The following is a 20,541-nucleotide window of genomic DNA, read 5'->3' on the forward strand; positions in this document are numbered from 1 at the left end:
TCAGACGAGGGCCGGTTCCGGCTGGTTCGACCCGTCGGCTGGCGCCGCCGGCTCGGTTGCAGCACCTGATTCCTTGGCGGTCGGGGTGCGGATCAGGTGGTCGAAGGCCGAGAGGGCGGCGGTCGAGCCGGCACCGAGTGCGATCACGATCTGCTTGTACGGCACGGTGGTGCAGTCCCCGGCGGCGAACACGCCGGGGACCGAGGTGGCGTTGCGGTCGTCGATGACGACCTCCCCACGGTCCGACAACTCGACGGTGCCTTTCAGCCAACCGGTGTTGGGCACCAGGCCGATCTGGACAAACACCCCGTCGAGGTCGACGTTGTGCAACGTGGCGTCGGCCCGATGCTCATAGGTGAGTCCGGTCACCGACGTGTCATCGCCGAGTACCTCGGTGGTGCGGGCGCCGACGATCACGTCGACGTTGCCCAGCGACGCCAGCTTGGCCTGGAGCACCTCGTCGGCACGCAGCGCATCATCAAACTCGATCAGCGTCACGTGGGCCACGATGCCGGCCAGGTCGATCGCCGCCTCGACGCCGGAGTTACCGCCGCCGATCACCGCCACCCGCTTGCCCTTGAACAACGGACCGTCGCAGTGGGGGCAGAACCCGACGCCGCGGTTGCGGTACTCGTCCTCGCCGGGCACACCCATCGTGCGCCAGCTGGCACCGGTGGACAGCACCACCGTGCGGGCCTGCAGGGTGGCGCCGTTCTCCAGCTCGACCGTCGCCAGCCCACCGGGCACCTCGGCCGGGATGAGCTTGGCGGCCCGCTGGTTGTGCATCACATCGACGTCGTACTCGGCCACGTGGGCCTCGATCGCTGCGGCCAACTTGGGGCCCTCGGTGTAAGGGACCGAGATCAGGTTCTCGATGCTCATCGTGTCGAGCACCTGGCCGCCGAAGCGCTCGGAGACCACCCCGGTGGCGATCCCCTTGCGTGCGGCGTAGATCGCCGCCGACGCACCGGCTGGACCGCCGCCGACAACCAACACGTCCAGCGGGTCGAGCGCATCGATACGCGCAGCCTCCCGCTCACCGACGCCGGTGTCGAGGCGAGGGAGGATCTCCTCGATCGTCATGCGCCCCTGGCCAAACGGCTCGCCGTTCAGCAGCACGGTGGGGACGGCGAGCACGTCGTTGGCCTCGACCTCGGCGGGGAACAGGGCGCCGTCGACGGCCACATGACTGATGCTGGAATTGAGCACCGCCATGGCGTTGAGTGCCTGGACGACGTCGGGGCAGTTCTGGCACGACAGTGACATGTAGGTGACGAAGTGAAACTCGCCCTCGAGGTTCTCGATCGCCTCGGCCGCGTCATCGGACACCGCAGGCGGGTGTCCGCCGACCTGAAGCAGGGCAAGCACCAGCGATGTGAACTCGTGGCCCATCGGGATGCCGGCGAACCCGACCGACACGTCGGTGCCGACCCGGTCGATCGTGAACGAGGGACGTCGACCGCCTGTGGCGTCGCTGCCTCCGGCTGTGTCGTCGCTGCCTTCGGCAGAGGCGGAGCGATCACCGACGTCGACAGGATTACGAACCGCTGAAACGTTGTCCGAGAGGGCGGCGATCTCGGTGAGCAACTCCCACAGCTCGGTCGACTTGGGGCCGTCGTCGAGAGCGGCGACCAGCTCGATCGGGCGGGTCACCTTGGTCAGGTGTCCTCTGAGTTGTTCGGTCAGGTTGGAATCGAGCATGTCGAGGCTCCTCGGCGGGTTACGGGTTCGTACGGGTGGCCGCCGGGGTTGGCGGGGTAGACGAGACGGCGAAGCGACCGAGGTCGCTCCGCCGCCTCTCCATGGGGGGTGGGGGATTACATGTGGGCGGCGAGCCGCCCGGGTGGAAGGCAGGTCAGATCTTGCCGACCAGGTCCAATGAGGGGGCCAAGGTCTCTTCGCCCTCTTCCCACTTGGCGGGGCAGACTTCGCCCGGGTTCTTACGCACGTAGATGGCGGCGCGCACCTTGCGCACCAACTCGGCGGCGTTGCGGCCAACGCCCTCGGCGGTGACCTCCATCACCTGGATGACGCCGTCGGGATCGAGCACGAACGTGCCGCGGTTGGCCAGGCCCTCGTCCTCGCGCAGGATGTCGAAGTTGCGCGAGACGGTTCCGGTCGGGTCGCCGATCATGGCGTACTGGATCTTGCCGATCGTCTCGGAGGATCCGTGCCAGGCCTTGTGCGTGAAGTGGGTGTCGGTGGACACCGAGTACACCTCGACGCCCAACTCACGGAGCTCGTCGTAGTGGTCGGCCAGGTCACCCAGCTCGGTCGGGCAGACGAAGGTGAAGTCGGCCGGGTAGAAGAACACGATCGACCAGGCGCCGAGCAGGTCCTCGTCGGTCACGTCGACGAACTCGCCGTTCTTGAAGGCGGTAGCGGTGAACGGCTGCAGCTTGGTGTTGATGAGTGACATGAGACTGGGGGTCCTTTCGGTGGGAGGGGCTCAATGACTTCGAACGCCCTCGTGACTTCAAGAGATACTCTACCTATTGATACCTCCATTTCGATAGTCATACTCGATCGTTTGTGCCCATCGCACCGATAGGTGTCGCCTATCGGAAGGTGCCGAGCTGTCACGCGTTCAGCGCACCGCAGGCGACAGTGCGGCAAACTGCACGGGCTGGCGCCGGGGGGCGGTGGCGAAGAGGGGGGACACCATGTACGACCTGTTGATCACCGGGGGCACGCTCGTCGACGGCACCGGGGCGCCGCCCCGGCGCGCCGACGTGGCGGTGAACGACGGCCGCATCGTGGCGGTCAGCGAGACGCTCGACGGCGAAGCAGCCGAGACGATCGACGCCACCGGACGCCTGGTCACGCCCGGCTTTGTCGACATCCACACCCATTACGACGGTCAAGCCACCTGGGACTCCCAGCTGGAGCCGTCCGCCTCTCACGGCGTCACGACGGTGGTCACCGGCAACTGCGGGGTGGGCTTCGCCCCGGTGCGTCCCGGCAAGGAGGAGTGGCTGATCCAGCTGATGGAGGGGGTCGAGGACATCCCCGGCGCCGCGCTGGCCGAAGGCATCACCTGGGGTTGGGAACGCTTCACCGAGTTCCTCGACGTGCTCGACACCCGGAGCTGGGCGATGGACGTGGGCACCCAGATCCCCCACGGAGCTGTTCGCGGCTACGTCATGGGTGACGCCGGCGCCCGCAACGAGCCGGCCTCGGCCGAGGACTCTGCGGAGATGGCCGCACATGTGCGGGAAGCGATCGAGGCCGGGGCCCTGGGCTTCTCCACCTCGCGCACGTTGGCGCACCTGGCCAAGGACGGCGAGCCGGTGCCGGGCACCTTCGCCGAGCGGGAGGAACTCTTTGCCCTCGGGCGGGCGATCAAGGCCGGCGGCGGCGGGGTCTTCGAGGTTGCCCAAGGCGGCCTCACCATGCTCGACCGGGGCACCACCACCGACGAGATGGGCTGGATGGCCGACCTGGCCGAGGAAACCGGCCAGCCGTTGGCGTTCATGGTGTTGCAGACCGACACCGACCCCAACCTGTGGCAGGACGTGTTCGAGCGCTTCGACAAGCTGCTGGAGCGGGGCATCCCGATGCGCGCCCAGGTGGCAGCGCGCCCCTTCGGCATGCTCGTCGGGCTGCAGACCAACCATCCGTTCGCCAAGCGCCCCACCTACGACGCCCTCGCCGGTCTGCCGCTGCCCGAGCGGATCGAGCAGCTCGCCAAGCCAGCGGTGCGCGACGCCATCCTCGCCGAGGCCGACGGCCCGCTCAACCCCGACAATCCGTTCGACGGCATCGGCCCGTTTCTGGCGATGATGACCGACAAGATGTTTCCGTTGGGCACCCCACCCAACTACGAACCGCTCGCCGAAGCCTCCCTCGGAGCGATGGCCACCGCCGCCGGGACCGACGCACTGGCCGCCACCTACGAGGCGATGCTGGCCGACGACGGCAAGGCGATGTTCATGTTGCCGCTGTTCAACTACGCCAACGGCAACCACGACGCCATCCGGGAAATGCTGCTGCATCCCGGCTCGGTGTCGTCGCTGGGCGACGCCGGGGCGCACTGCGGCATGATCTGCGACGCGTCGATCCCCACGTACCTGCTCACCCACTGGGCCCGCGACCGCAGCCGGGGCGCCGGCATCGACCTGGCCCAGGCGGTGCACCTGCAGACCCAGCGCACCGCCGAGCTGTACGGGCTGGGCGACCGGGGCGTCGTCGAGGCGGGCAAGAAGGCCGACCTCAACGTGATCGACTTCGAGACCCTGGCCCTCGCCCAGCCCGAGCTGATCCACGACCTGCCCGCCGGCGGCCGCCGCCTGGTGCAGTACGCCTCGGGCTACGACGCCACCGTCGTGTCCGGCGTGGTCACCCGCCGCCACGACGTCGACACCGGAGCGCGCCCCGGCCGGCTGCTCCGCGGTCGTCGCTGAGCAGCATCGACGGCAACCGCTCGTCGCTCCGTCCCAGAGCCGGATGATCTCGGACCTTTGGGATGATTGGAGGTCACCTGTTGACCCGTAATCATCCCAAAGGTTGGAGACTCCCCTTTTCGAGGGCGGACTCGGGTGGACTCTGAGCCACCTGTTGACACAAAGTCCACCCAAGATTGCGCCGTGACCACCCAACGGTCAACAAGCGAGCGGGTAGGCATGTGGTCGGAGGGCCGACGGGTGTCCCGGAGGTCCCCGAACTGTGCCCACCCCGTGTGTGGCACGCTGCCCTACGATCTGCTTGGTGAACGCCAGGCGGGGCATGCATCAACGTCTGCTCCGTCCGGCACCGCTCCTGGCCCTCGTGGCCGCCTTGCCTGCATTGGTTGCAGGCGCCCGAGCCGCCATCCAGCGCTGGCACCCCACCCTCGACAACGGCATCTATTCCGCCCGCGCCTGGGATGTAGGCACGTCCAACAACCCGATGCTCGCCACCTGGTCGTCGCGCTCAACCGCCACCGGGATCATCATGAACCACCCCGGCCCGATGCCGTTTCAGCTGCTGGCGCCGTTCCGCCGCCTGTTGGGCCCGGTCGGGGTACGGGTGGGGTCCGCGATGATCAACGCCGGTGCCGCCGGGTCGGCCATCTGGATGGCCTGGCGGATCGGACGGCGCCGCGGTGTCGCCGTCTTCGGCCTCGGGGTGCTGGCGCTGACCGCCTCGATGGGCAGCGAGGTGCTGTCCGACCCATGGACCCACAACCTGCCGCTGCTGGCCTTTTTCGCCGCAGCGGTCGGCTTGTGGGCATCCATGGCGGGCGACCGGTGGGGGCCGACGATGACCGTGTTCTGGGCCAGCCTGTGCGCACAGACCAGCCTGGCCTACGTCGTCTTGTCGGCGGCCCTGGTCGGCACCTCGCTGCTGGCCGGCATCGGCTGGTGGTGGGCCGATCGCCGAAGGGAACGAGCGGAGCGACGCCCGCCGACGGGCTCGAAGCCGGCGGATGACGAAAGGGGCACCGATCACGAAAGGGACGCCACCCACACCGTCGAACCAGCCTCGGTCGGCGCCACGACAGAGCAGCACAAGGGCACCGGTCACGACGAGGTCCACGCCGCCGACGCCGGTCCGGTCCCGGCCGCCGTCACAGCCGGATCTACCAACACCGGGAGGCGCCTACCGACGCTGCTGGTTGCGGTCGGAGTGTTGGTGGCTCTGTGGACGCTGCCGGCATGGGAGCAGTTCGTCGCCCCGGACGGAGCGCCCGGCAACGTGACGGCCATGGCCGAGAACGCCGACCGACTCGGCGGCGGACGTGGCATCGGCTTTGCGGTTCAGACCTTCGCCGACACCGTGCTGATCCCACCGGCCTGGGCCTTCCCCGACCCAGCGACGTGGGAGAACAGCACCGGTGCCCGCTGGGACGTGGGCCCCTCGGTCGCCGTGTTCGGCGCTTACCTCGCCGTCCTCGCGGGTGCGGCGTGGTGGGCCCGTCGGCGTCGGTCGGTGCCGCTGATGGCGGTTGCGGGTGCCGCCGGCGTCGTGACGCTGGCATCGCTGGCCACGCTGGCCAACATCTCCGAGACGACGTTTGCGACCGCCGCTTACCTGCGCTGGCTGTTCCCGGTTGGGGCGTTCATAGCATCGGGGTTGGCCTTGGTCGCGCTCGACGCCGTGCTGACGGCCGTGCCGGGCACCGAACGACTTCCGGCCCTCGCCCGATCCGGTGCCGGAGCTGCGGCGGCCCTCGCCATCGTCGTCGGCCTCACCGTCTACTCGGTGGACGCCCACGGGCTGGAGAGCGGTAGCCCGTCGTGGGCCAACGGGCCGGCGTCCGAGCTGCACTCGGCGCTAGCCGATGCCCCCCGGAAGCTGGCCGAACGCGGGCCGGTGCTCACCATCGAGACCCCGTACCTCACGTCGCTCACCCTTTTTCCCGCCGTCATCGATGAGCTGCTCGCCGCCGGTGCCGACCTCCGCTTCGAGCCCGATACCCCGCTGCTGGCACAGTTCGGCGTCGGTCGCACGGCCACCGGCGACGAACAATGGGAACTGTCGACCCGCAGCGGCGTCGCTGCCAACACCGCCGCCGGCGAGCCCGGGATCGAGGTGCTTGCGAGGTTCGGGACCGCTGACCCGTCCGAGTTCGGCGACTTGGGTCAGCGCGCCGAAAACTTGGCTGCCCGCATCGATGCCACCACGCTGATCGCCGCTCCGGGGTTGGCCCGCACCGACACCGGGCTGTACTTCGACCAGGCGGCGGTCGGTCGTACCCTCGACGACCCGATCGTCTCCCTCTACGACGGGACCCTGATCGCGCTCACTCGCCGCAACGTCGTGGAAGTGCCCGACGATCTGCTGGCCGAGATCGAAGCCTTCGCCTCCGACCTGGAGCGTCGCGACCATGCGTTTGCCGTCGTCGTGCAACCGGCCGGCTACGACCCGCCAGTCCGCCAGGGACCAGTGATCGCATTGCCGGGCGGCGGCAACGATCCCGATCGGTGGACGCCGAACTAGCACCGGTCACCCGGTGGTGCTTGGCTTTCGCCCCGACCGGTGGCGCGTCCCGCCGGGGCCCCGCGGCGGCCTAGGTTTCCGCCATGCCCGGCGTTCGCTCTGCAACCCCCGACGACCTGCCGCGAGTCGGGGCCATCCTGGCCGCCGCGTTCGTCGACGACCCGGTGTGGAACTACATCACCTCGCCCCGGGCGGATTGGATCAGCCGAGCGGCAGCCTGGTTCGAGGCCGATGCCCGAGCTCAGATGCAGGGGCATGGCGAGGTGCTGGTCGACGAGGAAGTGCGCGGCGTCGCCATCTGGAGTCCGCCCGGACGTTGGAAACCCACGATGAAGGAAGCGGCGGCCGTCGCGTTGCCATCCGTCCGGCTGTTCCGTTCGCGACTTCCGGCGGCGATCCGCCTGCTCTCTCAAATTGAGCGTGCCCACCCCTCCGAGCCGCCACATTGGTTTCTCGCCTTGCTCGGCACCGATCCGGCGCATCAGGGCAGTGGGGTCGGTGGAGCCTTGATACAAGCGGTCACCAGCCGCTGCGATGAGCAGAGCATGGGTGCCTACGTCGAATCGTCCAAGGAAGAGAACGTGGCGTTCTATTCGCGGCACGGCTTCGAGCTGATCGAGACGCTCGCGTACCGCAACGCCCCGCCGTCCTGGCTGATGTGGCGCGATCCCCGTCTCAGCGGTTGACTCCACCGTCGTCCGCCACCTCGGTGACCACGATCGAGGAGCGTTCCAGCGTGAGGTGCACCGGGCAACGGTCGGCGATGCGCACCAGACCGGCCCGCTGATCGTCGGTGATGTCGCCATCGATATGGAGTACCCGGGTCCACTCATCGATCTTCGGGGTTGCTCCGGTCGCCGCGGCTTCGCAGTCCTCGCAGTGTGTCGTGGCGTGACGCACTGCGACCTCGACCCGTTCCAGCGGGATGCCCTTGTGTTCGGCGTACATCCGCATTGTCATCGACGTGCATCCGCCGAGCGCCGCTGCCAGTAGGTCGTACGGGTTGGGCCCGGCGTTGTAGCCCCCGACCGAGATCGGCTCGTCCATCAGGAAGCGATGGGCACCGGCCACCACCTGGTTGAGAAACTTGCCCTCTCCCATCTCTGACACCACGACCCCCTCACCGTCCGCCGGCTTCGTCTCGGGGGCATCGTCCAGGTAGCGCTCCACCCAGGCCCGGATCATTGACGCGGCAAAGTCGGAGTCGCGCCGTTTGCTCAGCAGGTGATCCGCCCCGTCGAGAGCGATGAAGCTTTTCGGGTGACGGGCCGCCTGGTAGATCTCGGCGGCGTTCCCCACGCCGACGACGTTGTCGACGGGCGAGTGCATCACCAGCAGCGCCGCACCCAGGTCGGCCAAGCACTCATCGATGGTGCGATGGCGCAGGTCCTCCAACAGTTGGGCCTTGACCCGAAACGGCCGACCGCCGATATCGATCGTCGCCTCGCCATCGGTCTCGAGCCGTGCCCGGTCCTCGCCGAGCAACGCCTCCACGTGGCTCGGCTCGGACGGCGCACCGATCGTGACGACCGCCTTCACCGAGTCGAGCTCCGGTGCGGCGGCCAACACGGCCGCCCCACCCAACGAATGCCCGATCAACAGGCCCGGTGCCTGGAAGTGGTCGCTCAAGTACGAAGATGCTGCGATCAGGTCGGCGACGTTGGTGGAGAAGTTGGTATCGGCAAAGTCGCCCTCGGACGCGCCCAGCCCGGTGAAGTCGAACCGCATCACCGCAATGCCGGCCTCGGCGAGGGCCACCGAGATCCGGGAGGCGGCGGCGACGTCGGACGAGCATGTGAAGCAGTGGGCAAACAGCGCTGCGCCCCGGATCGGCCCAGCGGGCAACTCGACCCTGCCAGCCAGCTGGTCGCCACCAGCACCGGTGAAGCGGACGCGTTCTCGGCGAGATGCCATCTGGGTCTCCTGGGGGTGATCGGTCGGTTGGGGCGCTCCCGCACCCTTCCACACCGGTGCTGGTGCGGTCGCCAGCACCACCCGAACTCCAGGCCCGCGCCTCGCTGACAGCCCACGTAGCATCGCCGTCACGACGGGGAGCACCAACCCGGGGGTGCTGGTCCCAGCGAGTGAACTATCAAACTGGACGTTACCGGAGCGGGAGGGCCCTTGAGCGACATGACGGACGACGATCGGCGCGAACTGGTTGAACGGTTCTGGGACGCACTGAACCAGCGGGACTTCGCCGCTGTCGGCGCCATGATGAGCGAGCGGGGCCACTACGTCGATGTGCCCGTCATCGGCGTCGAGCCTGGCGCCCACGGTCCGGCCCAGACCGAGGCACGGCTGCGTCTGGGTCTGGAGCTGCTCAGCGACTACCGGCTCCACCCCGGCACCATCGTCGTCACCGGCGACATGGTGATCACCGAGCACCTGGAGGAGTGGTGGTGGCGCGGCGGCGAGCACGCAGAGGTGCGGTTCTGCTCGGTGATGGAGGTGCGAGACGGCAAAGTGGACCGCTGGTGGGACTACGTCGACCTCAACTCCATCTTCAGCGTCGCCCCCCAATGGTGGACCGACCACATCGCAGCCGGATACCAGGGCGCGTAGCGGCCGATTTCCAGGTTGCACGACCCCGAATATCGCCCTGCTTCGACGGCTGACCATCCGTAGGCTCGCCAAATGCCGACGAACGCGTTCGACCAACCGATCGGTCCGTCCTTAGGCGACTGGCGGCCACCACCGTTCCCTGCCCCAATTGATCTGGCCGGCCGCACCGTGCGCCTGGAGCCGCTCGACCCTTCGGTACATGCGCCCCCGTTGTTCGACGCCTTCATCGACGCACCCGACTCGCTCTGGACCTACCTGCAGTACGGGCCTTTCGCCGACGTCGAGGAATTGCGGGCAGCGCTTTGCACTTTGTGCGACTCCCCAGAGCAGCTGCCGTTCGCCGCCGTGGTCGACGGCCGACCAGTCGGGTACTTGGCCTACCTCCGTATCGTCGCCGTCCACGGAGTGATCGAGATCGGCTCGGTCGCCTTCGCCCCTGAGTTGCAGCGCACGACCGCCGCCTCCGAGGCGGTGTCGCTGCTGATCGCCCACGCCTTCGACCTTGGCTACCGGCGGGTCGAGTGGAAGTGCGATGACCTCAACGCCCGCTCCCGGGCGGCGGCGGAGCGGTTCGGGTTCCGTTACGAGGGCACGTTTCGCAAAGCGGTCGTCTACAAGGGCCGCAGTCGCGACACCGCCTGGTTGGCGATCACCGATGATGAATGGCCGGCGGTCGCCGCCGCCCATCGCTCCTGGCTGGCGCCGGAGAACTTCGACACAGCCGGGCGTCAGCGCACCCGACTCACAGCTCCGACAAAGCACTGATTGTCCATCCCGCTACGGTGGCCGGATGGATAAACCCGTTGTAGCCGTACCCGCTGGCGACAAACCCGCCGAATTGCAGATCTTCGACGACCAGGTGGGCGACGGCCCCGAGGCCACCGCCGGGTCGCGCGTGTCGGTGCATTACGTCGGCGTCGCCTGGTCGACCGGCGAGCAGTTCGACGCCTCGTGGGATCGCGGCGCACCCCTGGACTTCGGCCTCGGCGCCGGCCAGGTGATCGAAGGATGGGACACCGGTGTGCAGGGCATGAAGGTGGGCGGCCGTCGCACGCTGATCATCCCGCCGCATCAGGCTTACGGCAGCCGCGGCGCCCCCGGGGCGATCGCCCCCAACGAGACCCTCATCTTTACCGTCGACCTGATGGACGTTCGCTAGACGACCGCAGGGTCAGCCCTGATCGAGCACCCAACGGGCCGCACCGCCGCTGGCCTGCTGAGCCTCATCGGACTCGAGCTGCTCCAGAATCTCGCTGGCCAACTCCTTGCCCAGCTCAACCCCCCACTGGTCGAAGCTGTTGATGCCCCAGATCACGCCTTGGGTGAAGACGCTGTGCTCGTACATGGCGATCAGCTGCCCGAGGACGGCCGGGGTGAGCTCGGGCGCCAGGATGGTCGTGCTCGGCCGGTTGCCGGGGAAGGTGCGGTGCGCCACCTGATCGGCGGGAACCCCGGCCGCCTCAGCCTCCTCCGCGGTGCGTCCCTCGGCCAATGCCCGCCCTTGAGCCAGCACATTGGCCAGCAGCTTGCGCTGGTGATCCCCCTCGTCGTCGACCGACTCGCTGAACGCGATCAGGTCGACCGGGACGATCGAAGTGCCCTGATGGAGTAGTTGGTAGAACGCGTGCTGGCCGTTGGTGCCAGGCTGGCCCCAGACGACCGATCCTGTGCGCAGTGTGGCCGGGCTGCCGTCGAGGCGCACCCGCTTACCGTTTGACTCCATGTCCAGTTGTTGCAGATAGGCGGGGAACCGAGCCAGGTCGGCGGCGTAGGGCAGCACAGCATGGGTCGGGAAGCCGTACAGGTCCCGGTAGAGCACCCGGAGGAGCCCGACGAGCACGGGTGCGTTGTCGCGCAGCGGGGCGGTGCGGAAGTGCTCGTCCATCGTGTGGGCCCCATCGAGGAGCGCTCGAAAGTCGTCCTCGCCGACCGCGAGCATCAGGCTGAGCCCCACCGCCGACCACACCGAATAGCGGCCGCCGACCCAGTCCCAGATACGGAACATGTTGTCGAGGTCGATGCCGAACTCGACCACCGCCTCAGCGTTGGTCGACACGGCGACGAAGTGCTTGGCCACCCAGGCCTCGTCATCGCCGTCATCGTCGGCGTCGGCGTCGGCGTCGTCGTCATCGTCGTCATCGTCTTCGGCGTCGTCGGCATCGGCATCGGCATCGGCATCGGCATCGACATCGTCCGCATCGTCCGCATCGTCCGCATCGTCCGCATCGTCCGCATCGTCGGTCAGCTTGGAGGCGAGCTCTGCAGCAAAACCATGTTCCTGAGTGGGTGCCGGCTCGCCATCGCTCTCTTCGATGGTCCCCGCAGCGTCTGCGTCGCCCGTGGCAGCAGCGTCGGTGGGGCCTGCAAGCCCAGCGCGGATCCACTCCTTCAGCGTCTGCGCGTTCGTGAGGGTCTCGTCGGTCGTGAACGTCTTCGACACGACGACGACCAAGGTGGTCGCCGGGTCGACGCCATCGGTGGCCGCGGCGATCCCGGCCGGGTCGACGTTGGACACGAACCGGCACTCGATGCCGTCCTGGCGGTAGCTGCGCAAGGCCCGATAGGCCATTTCGGGGCCCAGATCGGAGCCGCCGATGCCCACGTTGATGACCGTGCGGATTGGCTCGCCGGTGGCCCCCACCCACTCGCCCGAGTGCACACGGTCGGTCAGCTCGGCCATCGCCTCGAGCACCTCATGCACCTCGGGAACCACGTCGGTTCCATCGATCTCGAAGGACGCATCGTCCGGGGCGCGGAGAGCGACGTGGCCGACCGCTCGGTCCTCGGTGCTGTTGATGTGCTCGCCGGCAAACATGGCGTCGCGCCGTTCACTCAGCCCCGCCCGCTCGGCGACGACCACCAGGGCGTCCAACAGTTCGGGCGTGGCCCGGTGCCGGGTGAAGTCCAGGTACAGGTCGCCGACTTCGAGGGTCATCGCAGTTCGGCGCCCGGACTCGGCCAGCAGGTCGCGCAGGTGGCGACCCCGAACTGTCTCGAAGACGTCGACGAGCGAGTTCCACTCCCGGGTGGTGGCGACGTCGATGGGCTGGTCAGGCTCGTTGAGATCGTCCCAGGCGAAGTAGTCGTCGGAGTCTCGGGAGCCGAAGAAGTCGCGTGGTGTCACCCCAACCAAGCTAGTGGTGAGCCCGATGCATTCCGTCGACCCTGGCCGGGCCAAGCGCCCGCCGGCCGCCGGCGCTCAGCCCGCCCAGCCCTTGACCTTCTCGATCAACTCCAACGGATTCTCGCCCACCGGGTGGACCTGCAAGCGGGTGACGCCGGCGGCCCTGTAGGCCTCGATGCGCTCGCGCACGTAGCCCTCGTCGCCCACCATCGAGGTGGCGTCGAGGAACTCCTGAGGCACCGCCGCCATCGCCTCCTCCTTCTTGCCGGCCAGGTACAGATCCTGAATCTGCTCTGCGGCCTCCTCGTAGCCGTACTTGCAAAAGATGTTGTTGTAGAAGTTCTTGCCCTTGGCGCCCATGCCGCCGACGTACAGCGCCGTCATAAAGCGGGCGCCGTTGCGGATCTCGGCCGCCTCCGCCTCGCCGCAGATCGACACGGTGCCGCCGGCGACCACCTCGAGCGGGGGCAGCGACGGGTCGCGTTTGGCGGCGCCCGCTGCGAGCGAGTCGCCCCACACCGAGTCGGCCTTCTCCGGGTGGAAGAACACCGGGAGCCACCCCTCGGCGATCTCGGCGGTCACCTCGACGTTCTTGGGCCCCAACGAAGCGATGTACACGGGGATGTTGGCCCGCTTGGGGTGGTTGATCAGCTTCAGCGGTTTGCCCAGCCCGGTGCCCTCGCCCTCGGGCAGGGGCAGGTGATAGCTGGGGCCGTCGTGGGTGACCACCTCTCGACGCCACACCTTGCGGCAGATCTCGATCAGCTCACGCTGGCGCCCGATCGGCTTGTCGTAGGGCACGCCGTGCCAGCCCTCGATCACCTGGGGCCCGGACGCGCCGATGCCCAAAATGAAGCGGCCCTCCGACACCGCATCCAGCCCGGCGGCCGTCATGGCGGTCAGCGTCGGGGTACGGCTGTAGATGGGCAGGATCGCCGAGCCCAACTCCATCGTCTCGGTCTTGGCCGCCAGATATCCCAGGATGGACACGGCGTCGAAGCTGTACAGCTCGGCCACCCATCCCACGTCGATACCGGCCCGTTCCAGGTCGGCGGCCTCGGCCGCCGTGTCGCGTGGGTCGCCGGAGTAGTTGAGGGCCATCGCAAGCTTCATCGACACATCCTGTCAGCCCGTCCACCAACCCGGGCCTATCGTCAGGGCGATGGAAGCATCAACCATTCACCAGACCATCGACCGCTGGCATGCCTACCTGCAGGGCGACGAGCCGGACGGGCTCGAGTCGCTGCTGGCCGACGACGTCGTGTTCTACTCGCCGATCATCTATACGCCTCAGGCGGGCAAGGCGGTGACCGCCCTGTACTTGGAAGCGGCCAAGCAGACGTTGCCAGGATCGAAGCCGACCGGTGACGGCTCGGGCGGCACCGAGACGGCCTTCCGGTACGTCAAGCAGGTGCTCGACGGTGACACCGCCGTACTGGAGTTTGAGACGTCGCTCGAAGGCACCTACGTCAACGGCGTCGACATCATCCGCATCGACGACGACGGACGGATCGTGGAGTTTCGGGTGATGCTGCGCCCCCTTAAGGCCATCAACCTGGTGCATCGCCTGATGGGCGAGGCGCTGGAGGCGCTGACTCGCTGAGTAATCGGCGAGCGTGTTCCGCAGCGCGAGCGTTACGCCAGCACTTCAGCCTCCATCACCGCCTGGGCACCCTGGTCGCGGGAGTCCCAGCGGGCCACGAAGGCGAACGTGTCACCCCGCACGATGCTGTGGCGCCATTCGATCGGGTGTTGCCGGTCGGGGCCGTAGGTGACCCGCTCGATGGCAAACACCGGCTGTTTCGCCCCGATGCCCAGCAGGCTGCGCTGCTCCGCGGTGGGCAGTTCGGGGTGGATGCGCTCCCAGCCCGAACACGGCTGAACACCGGTGCGCTCGGCCAACTCGCCATACAGGGCGGTGCGACTGAAATCGCAGTCGAGGATGGGGCGGGCAAGCGACGCGGGCAGCCATGAGCGGTCGAGCGCCAGCGCGCGACCGTCGGCCTGCCGCAATCGCTCGAGGTACACCAGCGCCTCGTCTTCGTCGAGGCCCAGCACGCCGGCCGCCTCGGCATTGGTGCGCTCATCGAGTGCCCGAACGACGCTGTGCTGTTCGTAGCCCTGGGCCTCGATCGATCGGTACAGGGAGTACAGGGTGCCCAGCGGTTGTTCGATGCCTGGGGAGGTCACGCGGGTTCCCCGACCCCGTTCCCGAACGACCAGGCCTGCATCGGCCAACCGCCGCACCGCCTCCCGTGCGGTGTGGCGGCTGACGCCGTAGGCCTCCATCAGCTCACCGTCGCCGGGGAAGTGCTCGGCAAAGTCGCCGGCGTCCAACCGACGCCGAAGGTCGTCCGAGACCTGGCACCACAGGGGCAGCGGACTGGATCGATCGACCGGGTTCACCATAGGTACGAACATACGGATCACCGACCACATCGCCCAAGTTGTCCGCCGGTCTCGTCACTTCGGCAGGTGAGCCAAACCGGGCGATCCCGGAGTTGCCGCGGGGTTGTCAAGCGACGTCTGCCACCTCACACTGACAGGGCAAGTCGCCGACGCGGCTCAGCACGGCTTGGGAATAGACGTACGGTCGGACGGTTGGTGCTAATGTACGGACATTCGTTAAACCGACTCGCCTGAGCGGTACCACCATCGAGGAGACACCGATGTTGTTCACCCAGTACTACCTGGACTGCCTGTCCCACGCGAGCTACATGGTCGCTGATACGGACGCAGGGGTGGCCGCCGTGGTCGACCCCCGACGCGACATTGAGGAATACCTGGCCGACGCCAAAGAGGCCGGAGTCGAGATCAAATACGTCATCGAAACCCACGTCCACGCCGACTTCCTCTCCGGCCACCTCGAGATGGCGGCCGCGACCGGCGCCGAGATCATCTACGGCGAAGCAGCCGACACCGAGTTCGCCATCCGCAAGGTGACCGACGGCGAGCGGATTTCGTTGGGCGAGGTCACGCTGGAGTTTCGAGCGACCCCTGGCCACACCCCCGAGTCAATCTCGGTGGTCGTCTACGAACATCCCGATGACGAGACGCCCTACGGCGTGCTGACGGGCGACACGCTGTTCATCGGTGATGTCGGGCGTCCCGACCTGCTGAGTTCGATCGGCGTGACCGCCGAGGAGTTGGGCGGGCAGCTCTACGACTCGCTGCGCAACAAGATCATGCCGTTGCCCGACGAGACCCGGGTGTTCCCGGCACACGGCGCCGGTTCGGCCTGCGGTAAAAACCTGTCCACCGAGACCAGCTCCACCCTGGGCGAACAGCGCCAAAGCAACTACGCCCTCGCACCGATGAGCAAGGAACGTTTCGTCGAGTTGGTGACCGAGGGACAGCCAGCGGCGCCCAAGTACTTCTTCTTCGACGCAGTAGCCAACCGTTCCGACCGCGAGCTGCTCGACACCGATCCGCCCGCACAGCTCAACCTGGAGCAGGTGCTCGAAGCTCAGCGCAATGGGGCGGCCGTCCTCGACGTACGTGACGCCCTCGACTTCGCCCAGGGGCACCTGGCCGGATCGCTCAACGTGGGCCTCGAAGGCCGTTATGCCGAGTTTGCCGGCATCGCCGTGCCCCACGATGCCGACATCGTCTTGATCACCGACCCGGGCCAAGGCGCCGAAGCGCAGCTGCGCCTGGGACGCATCGGCTTCGACAACGTCATCGGCGTTCTCGAAGGCCCCGAGGCTGCGTTCGTCACCCAACCTGAAGTCACCGCGCGGTGCTCCCGCCTGACCGCAGCAGCGTTCGACGAGGCACGCATTGCCAGCGACGACGTGCAGGTCATCGATGTGCGCAACCCGGGCGAAATCGCCCTCGGCTCCATCCCCGGGGCGCTCGAGATCCCCCTGGCCCAGATGCAGGACCGTCTCGACGAGATCGACCTCGACCGCCCGATCGTCGTGCACTGTGCCGGCGGCTACCGCTCCTCGCTGGGCGCCAGCTGGCTGCGCTCACAGGGCGCAACCGACGTCTCCGACCTGCTCGGCGGCTACGACGCCTGGGTTGCGCTGCACGCCCCGGCCTAACCCCGAGCGGCCCCATCGCCGCTCCTCCCCAACTCTCCCCGAACAAAGGAACCTCCTATGCCCTCCCCTACCCTCACGACCACCCCGACTGCCGCCGAGTTCACCGGCGATCGGCTCGATTGCGCAACCATGGCCGGATGGCTCGAGCGTGGCGACGACGTGAGGCTGCTCGACGTCCGTAGCCCGGCCGAGTTCGAGACCGCCCACATCCCCGGCAGCTACAACGTGCCGCTCAACATGTTGGGCGAGCACGCCGACGAAATCCGCGCCCACCTCGACGTGCCGGTGGTGATCATCTGCCGGTCGGGCGGCCGGGCAGCCCAGGCCAACCGCACGCTCGCCGGTTCCGGGATGTCCAACACCCACATCCTTGAAGGGGGGCTGATGGGGTGGGATGACGGCAGCCGCCCGCTCACGCGCGGCGAGGCTCGCTGGGACATCGAACGTCAGGTTCGCATGGTCGCCGGATCGATGATTGCCGGCAGCGTGCTGGCCAGCGTCAAGTTCCCCAAGGCGCGGTTTCTCGCCGGAGCAGTCGGCGGCGGGCTCGCGTTCGCAGCGGCATCCAACACCTGCATGATGGGCAACCTCCTCGGGCGCCTGCCGTACAACCAGAGCAACTCGTGCGACATCGACAAGATGGTCGACGAGCTCACCGGGCGGGCCTGAGCCGATGCGCGGCCTGCTCGCCAGTCCCCTCGGTCTGTTGATCGGGCTCAGCTTGGGTGCCCTCGGAGGGGGCGGTTCGATCCTGGCCGTCCCCGCGCTGGTGTACGGGGCAGGCGAGACCGCCCAGGTCGCCACCAGCACCAGCCTGCTCGTCGTCGGCGCCGCGTCGTTCATGGGCGTCGGGTCGCACTGGCGGGCCGGCCGGGTGAAGTGGGGCCATGGGCTGTTGTTCGGCATCACCGGCCTGGGCGGCAGCTACATCGGTACCGCCGCCAACCAGGCGGTCGACCCCGATGTGCTGTTGCTGGCCTTCAGCGGCGTGATGGTGGCGGCGGCTGTCGCGATGTGGCGCCGCAACAAGAGCGTCTCCCCTGCGGCGGCCGACCCGGCCGTAGAGACCCCCGAGGTTGTCGCGGCCCCGGCGGGTTCCAGTACGTCAGAGGCTTCCACACGTTCGCCGGCGGCCCCGGCCCGTGAGGCTGGGGCGGCTTCGACGACCACCGACCGTGCCGGGCGGACGGCCGGCCCTCCCTCCGCCAAGGCCGACGATCCCGAGAGCCTCAGCTGGGCGGCCCTGCCCAAGGTGCTGCTCGCCGGCACCGTCGTCGGCCTGATGACCGGCTTCTTCGGAGTGGGCGGCGGCTTCGTCATCGTCCCCGCCCTGGTGCTCACCATGGGGTTCTCGATGCCCGACGCAGTGGGTACCTCGCTGGTGGTGATCGCCATCAACTCGGCGATGGCGCTCGGCCTGCGCGCCGGGTCACTCGACATCCACTGGGGCGACGCGCTGCCGTTTCTGGTGCTGGCCATCATCGGCACCGTGCTGGGCAAGCGCATCGCCGACCGGGTACCCGCAGCCAAGCTGACCACCGGCTTCGTGGTGTTACTGATCGCCCTCGCCGCCTACACGGCGGTCAGCTCGATCTCACAGCTCCTGTAGCCACACCGAGATTTGTCAGGTGGCGTCGTTCGCCATCTTCTGCTGAGCGTCGGCGAGGGTTTGGGGCACCGGGCCCGCCACACCGAGCAGGCCGAGCCGGTCAGCGGCCGCCACCGCCTCGGCGCGCGACACGACACCCAGCTTCCGGTAGATCGCCGCCACATGGGACTTCACGGTGTTACGGCTGACAAACACGCGCTCGGCGATGTCTCCGAGAGACAGGTGGGTCGGCAGGTACGCCAACACGCGCAACTCGGCTGTGGAGATCGATATTGGATCACGCTGAGAGCCGTCCGCGCCGCCAAGCACCGATTTCAACGAGTCCAGTTTGGTGTTGAGGTGCGAACACGTTGGGTCGAGGCGTCGAGCGAGCACCGCCTCATGTGTCAACGAACGGGCAGCGTTCCGGTCGCCGAGGACCAGCGCCGCCTGCGCCAACGCGAGGTACCCCCGGAACGCCGAACGAGGGGACAGGTCCCCCAACTGGGCCATCAGCCGACGAGAGCGCAGTGCCACCTCACGCGACTCGTCGGCACGGCCCTCGCGGGCGGTCATCAACGCCTCGGCTGCATAGGCATGAACGACCCACGACACGCCCTCGAGGTTGTGATCCGTGCAGAGCCGCATCGCTCGGCGGGCATGACGGCGCGCCTGATAGAAGTCCTCATCATCCGCTTCGATTAACGCGAGGACCCCAAGAAAACCGGCTTCAAAGGAGGGCGAGTGAGCCACTTCGCCAACCCCTGCGTACACCAGATCCCGGGCTTTGGCGTTCTCCCCATCGAGCGATGCGACCGTGCCGGCCAGACACGTTGCGAACCCCCACCACGGGTTGGTCCGGGGGCCTCCGCCGTCGCGGATGATCGCCGTGTCCCGCAGCACGCCGGCGGTGCCCTCGGCGGCGACGATCGAACGGACCGCCGCGATCGCCACGTCCAGCGACGGACTGCCGTCGGCCAGCGGCCCCTCGTGCACCAACCCTTCGGCGGCCTTGATCGAACTGGCGATCACCGTCGGATCGGCGGTGCCGGCGCCGTACCACGCCCGAGCGATGGCCAACGACGGGTTCCGCTCGGCCAGGTCCGGACCGACCAGCTCGATCCATTGGCCGAGGAGGCCGACCCGACCGTCGTTGATCAGCTTGAGCGAGTGGCCGAGAATGAGTTCTGCCGCCCGGTCCGTGTCGCCCGCAGCGACGGCCTGGCGAATGGCACCATCGATGTCGCCGTGGGCCTCGAGCGCCCTGCTCGCTCGCGACCGCAGCGTCCGGGCTTCAACTGGACGCTCGGAGTCGAGACGGGCCTGCAATGCGTCACCGACCAGATGGTGAAATCGAAACCACTCATGACGGTCGTCGAGCGCGACGAGGAAGAGGTTTCCCGACCGGTCGATCCCGGCGAGCAGGTCGGCCGCCGAGGAGTGGCCGAGCACCTCGTCGAGCAGCGGTCCGTTCATCCTTTCCAGAACGGATGAACGCAACAGAAAATCGACCGTGTCCTCGTCGGCGCCTCCCAGGACCTCGTCCATGAGATAGCTGGCGATCGAGCGGCCGGTGTCGGCCACGCCGGAGGCGGTCCGGACGCGTCCGGTCTCTCGAAGTGCGAGCATCGACAGGCCAAGCCCCGCTGGCCATCCCTCGGTACGGTCGATGAGATCGTCGGTCTCGGACTCGCTCAAGCGAAGCCCGGCCACCGAGATCACCTTGCGCGCCTCGTCAGCATCCATCGTAAGGTCCTCCGCGTCGATCTCGGCGAGCCCACCCTCGAGGCGTCGTCGGGCCAGCTGCAGTTGCGGGGGCTGCCGGGAGATGAGCACCAACTGGGATCCCACTGGGAGGTATCGCAGGAGTTCCTGGATCACCTCAAGCGCACCATCGGACGTTGCCAGGTGTGCGTCATCGAGCACGATCGCCATCGGCGACCGTGCGGCCACGGCCCGGCCGAGCGTCGGGAGCAGCGCCGTGTCCAACGGACGCCCCGGCCCCACCAGAACCCGCACCACCTCGGGGTCCAGCGGCGAGCAGGTGTGGATCGCTGCGGCGATGTGTCGGAGGAGGTACACCGGGTCGTCGTCGGCGGGACCGAGTTGCGCCCAGGCGAACGGCCGTTGATCGGCCTCCGCCCACAGCTTCACAGCAATGGTCTTGCCGTATCCCGCGGGCGCCACAACGACGACCAGAGGCGACTCGATCGCCCTCGCCAGTCGGTCGGTCAGCAATGGCCGCTGCACGACACCGGACCGCAGGGGCGGTCGTCCAACGCTCGACGGTTCGACGC

The 20,541-nt window shown here is 68.0% G+C and carries 17 protein-coding genes; 10 read left to right on the top strand and 7 right to left on the bottom strand.

From position 1 onward, the window contains the following. Together ahpF and ahpC are read right to left on the bottom strand one after the other, a co-directional pair. Complete coding sequence (gene ahpF / locus PKD89_RS01825) at positions 1-1,701, bottom strand: alkyl hydroperoxide reductase subunit F (RefSeq protein ID WP_289012372.1); 1,701 nt, start codon at positions 1,699-1,701, stop codon at positions 1-3. Positions 1,702-1,855: 154 nt separating this feature from the next. Continuing rightward, positions 1,856-2,419, bottom strand: coding sequence for an alkyl hydroperoxide reductase subunit C (gene ahpC, locus PKD89_RS01830; protein ID WP_287376103.1), 564 nt, complete (start codon positions 2,417-2,419; stop codon positions 1,856-1,858). Positions 2,420-2,663: 244 nt separating this feature from the next. On the opposite strand from ahpC, the gene PKD89_RS01835 reads away from it, so the two are divergent. The 3 genes from PKD89_RS01835 (at position 2,664) to PKD89_RS01845 (ending at position 7,607) form a co-directional block, all read left to right on the top strand. After that, positions 2,664-4,403 (top strand): N-acyl-D-amino-acid deacylase family protein, encoded by a 1,740-nt coding sequence (locus PKD89_RS01835; RefSeq protein ID WP_287391202.1) that lies wholly within the window; start codon positions 2,664-2,666, stop codon positions 4,401-4,403. Between the two features lie 304 nt (positions 4,404-4,707). Next, positions 4,708-6,921 (top strand): hypothetical protein, encoded by a 2,214-nt coding sequence (locus PKD89_RS01840; RefSeq protein WP_289012373.1) that lies wholly within the window; start codon positions 4,708-4,710, stop codon positions 6,919-6,921. Between the two features lie 83 nt (positions 6,922-7,004). Continuing rightward, positions 7,005-7,607, top strand: coding sequence for a GNAT family N-acetyltransferase (locus PKD89_RS01845; protein WP_289012374.1), 603 nt, complete (start codon positions 7,005-7,007; stop codon positions 7,605-7,607). Here PKD89_RS01845 and PKD89_RS01850 read toward each other — a convergent pair. Next, entirely contained in the window at positions 7,597-8,835 is a 1,239-nt protein-coding gene (locus PKD89_RS01850) for a bifunctional alpha/beta hydrolase/OsmC family protein (RefSeq protein ID WP_287376093.1), read from the bottom strand. The genes PKD89_RS01845 and PKD89_RS01850 overlap by 11 nt on opposite strands. 219 nt (positions 8,836-9,054) lie before the next feature. Here PKD89_RS01850 and PKD89_RS01855 point away from each other — a divergent pair, with 219 nt between their 5' ends. From PKD89_RS01855 to PKD89_RS01865, 3 genes are all read left to right on the top strand, one after another. Then, positions 9,055-9,486 carry a nuclear transport factor 2 family protein gene (locus PKD89_RS01855; RefSeq protein ID WP_289012426.1) on the top strand — a complete coding sequence of 144 codons (432 nt, stop codon included), beginning with the start codon at positions 9,055-9,057 and terminating at the stop codon, positions 9,484-9,486. Between the two features lie 72 nt (positions 9,487-9,558). Then, the gene (locus PKD89_RS01860; RefSeq protein WP_289012375.1) at positions 9,559-10,251 is read left to right on the top strand and encodes a GNAT family N-acetyltransferase; all 693 of its coding nucleotides are present in this window, start codon (positions 9,559-9,561) and stop codon (positions 10,249-10,251) included. A 25-nt stretch (positions 10,252-10,276) separates the two neighbouring features. Next, positions 10,277-10,645 (top strand): FKBP-type peptidyl-prolyl cis-trans isomerase, encoded by a 369-nt coding sequence (locus PKD89_RS01865; protein ID WP_287376088.1) that lies wholly within the window; start codon positions 10,277-10,279, stop codon positions 10,643-10,645. A gap of 12 nt (positions 10,646-10,657) precedes the next feature. Here the strand turns inward: PKD89_RS01865 and PKD89_RS01870 are convergent, their stop codons facing one another. Together PKD89_RS01870 and PKD89_RS01875 are read right to left on the bottom strand one after the other, a co-directional pair. Continuing rightward, the gene (locus tag PKD89_RS01870) at positions 10,658-12,610 is read right to left on the bottom strand and encodes a glucose-6-phosphate isomerase (protein ID WP_289012376.1); all 1,953 of its coding nucleotides are present in this window, start codon (positions 12,608-12,610) and stop codon (positions 10,658-10,660) included. A gap of 75 nt (positions 12,611-12,685) precedes the next feature. Then, positions 12,686-13,723, bottom strand: a complete 1,038-nt coding sequence (locus PKD89_RS01875) for an LLM class F420-dependent oxidoreductase (protein WP_289012377.1) — start codon at positions 13,721-13,723, stop codon at positions 12,686-12,688. A gap of 49 nt (positions 13,724-13,772) precedes the next feature. On the opposite strand from PKD89_RS01875, the gene PKD89_RS01880 reads away from it, so the two are divergent. Continuing rightward, positions 13,773-14,213 (top strand): nuclear transport factor 2 family protein, encoded by a 441-nt coding sequence (locus tag PKD89_RS01880; RefSeq protein ID WP_287376076.1) that lies wholly within the window; start codon positions 13,773-13,775, stop codon positions 14,211-14,213. 32 nt (positions 14,214-14,245) lie between these two features. On the opposite strand, the gene PKD89_RS01885 is transcribed toward PKD89_RS01880, so the two are convergent. Further along, the gene (locus tag PKD89_RS01885) at positions 14,246-15,031 is read right to left on the bottom strand and encodes a GntR family transcriptional regulator (protein WP_287376073.1); all 786 of its coding nucleotides are present in this window, start codon (positions 15,029-15,031) and stop codon (positions 14,246-14,248) included. A 248-nt stretch (positions 15,032-15,279) separates the two neighbouring features. Between PKD89_RS01885 and PKD89_RS01890 the strand changes: the two genes are divergently transcribed. Genes PKD89_RS01890 through PKD89_RS01900 form a run of 3 tightly spaced genes read left to right on the top strand, consistent with a single transcriptional unit; the run spans position 15,280 to position 18,265 of the window. Next, the gene (locus tag PKD89_RS01890) at positions 15,280-16,656 is read left to right on the top strand and encodes an MBL fold metallo-hydrolase (protein WP_289012378.1); all 1,377 of its coding nucleotides are present in this window, start codon (positions 15,280-15,282) and stop codon (positions 16,654-16,656) included. A 57-nt stretch (positions 16,657-16,713) separates the two neighbouring features. Next, the gene (locus tag PKD89_RS01895) at positions 16,714-17,325 is read left to right on the top strand and encodes a rhodanese-like domain-containing protein (RefSeq protein ID WP_289012379.1); all 612 of its coding nucleotides are present in this window, start codon (positions 16,714-16,716) and stop codon (positions 17,323-17,325) included. A gap of 4 nt (positions 17,326-17,329) precedes the next feature. After that, complete coding sequence (locus PKD89_RS01900; RefSeq protein WP_289012380.1) at positions 17,330-18,265, top strand: sulfite exporter TauE/SafE family protein; 936 nt, start codon at positions 17,330-17,332, stop codon at positions 18,263-18,265. A 15-nt stretch (positions 18,266-18,280) separates the two neighbouring features. On the opposite strand, the gene PKD89_RS01905 is transcribed toward PKD89_RS01900, so the two are convergent. Next, on the bottom strand, positions 18,281-20,494 hold the full coding sequence (locus tag PKD89_RS01905) for a LuxR family transcriptional regulator (protein ID WP_289012381.1): 2,214 nt from the start codon (positions 20,492-20,494) through the stop codon (positions 18,281-18,283). Positions 20,495-20,541 lie beyond the last annotated feature (47 nt).

This window comes from Candidatus Neomicrothrix sp., assembly GCF_035329545.1.
GTDB lineage: Bacteria > Actinomycetota > Acidimicrobiia > Acidimicrobiales > Microtrichaceae > Microthrix > Microthrix subdominans.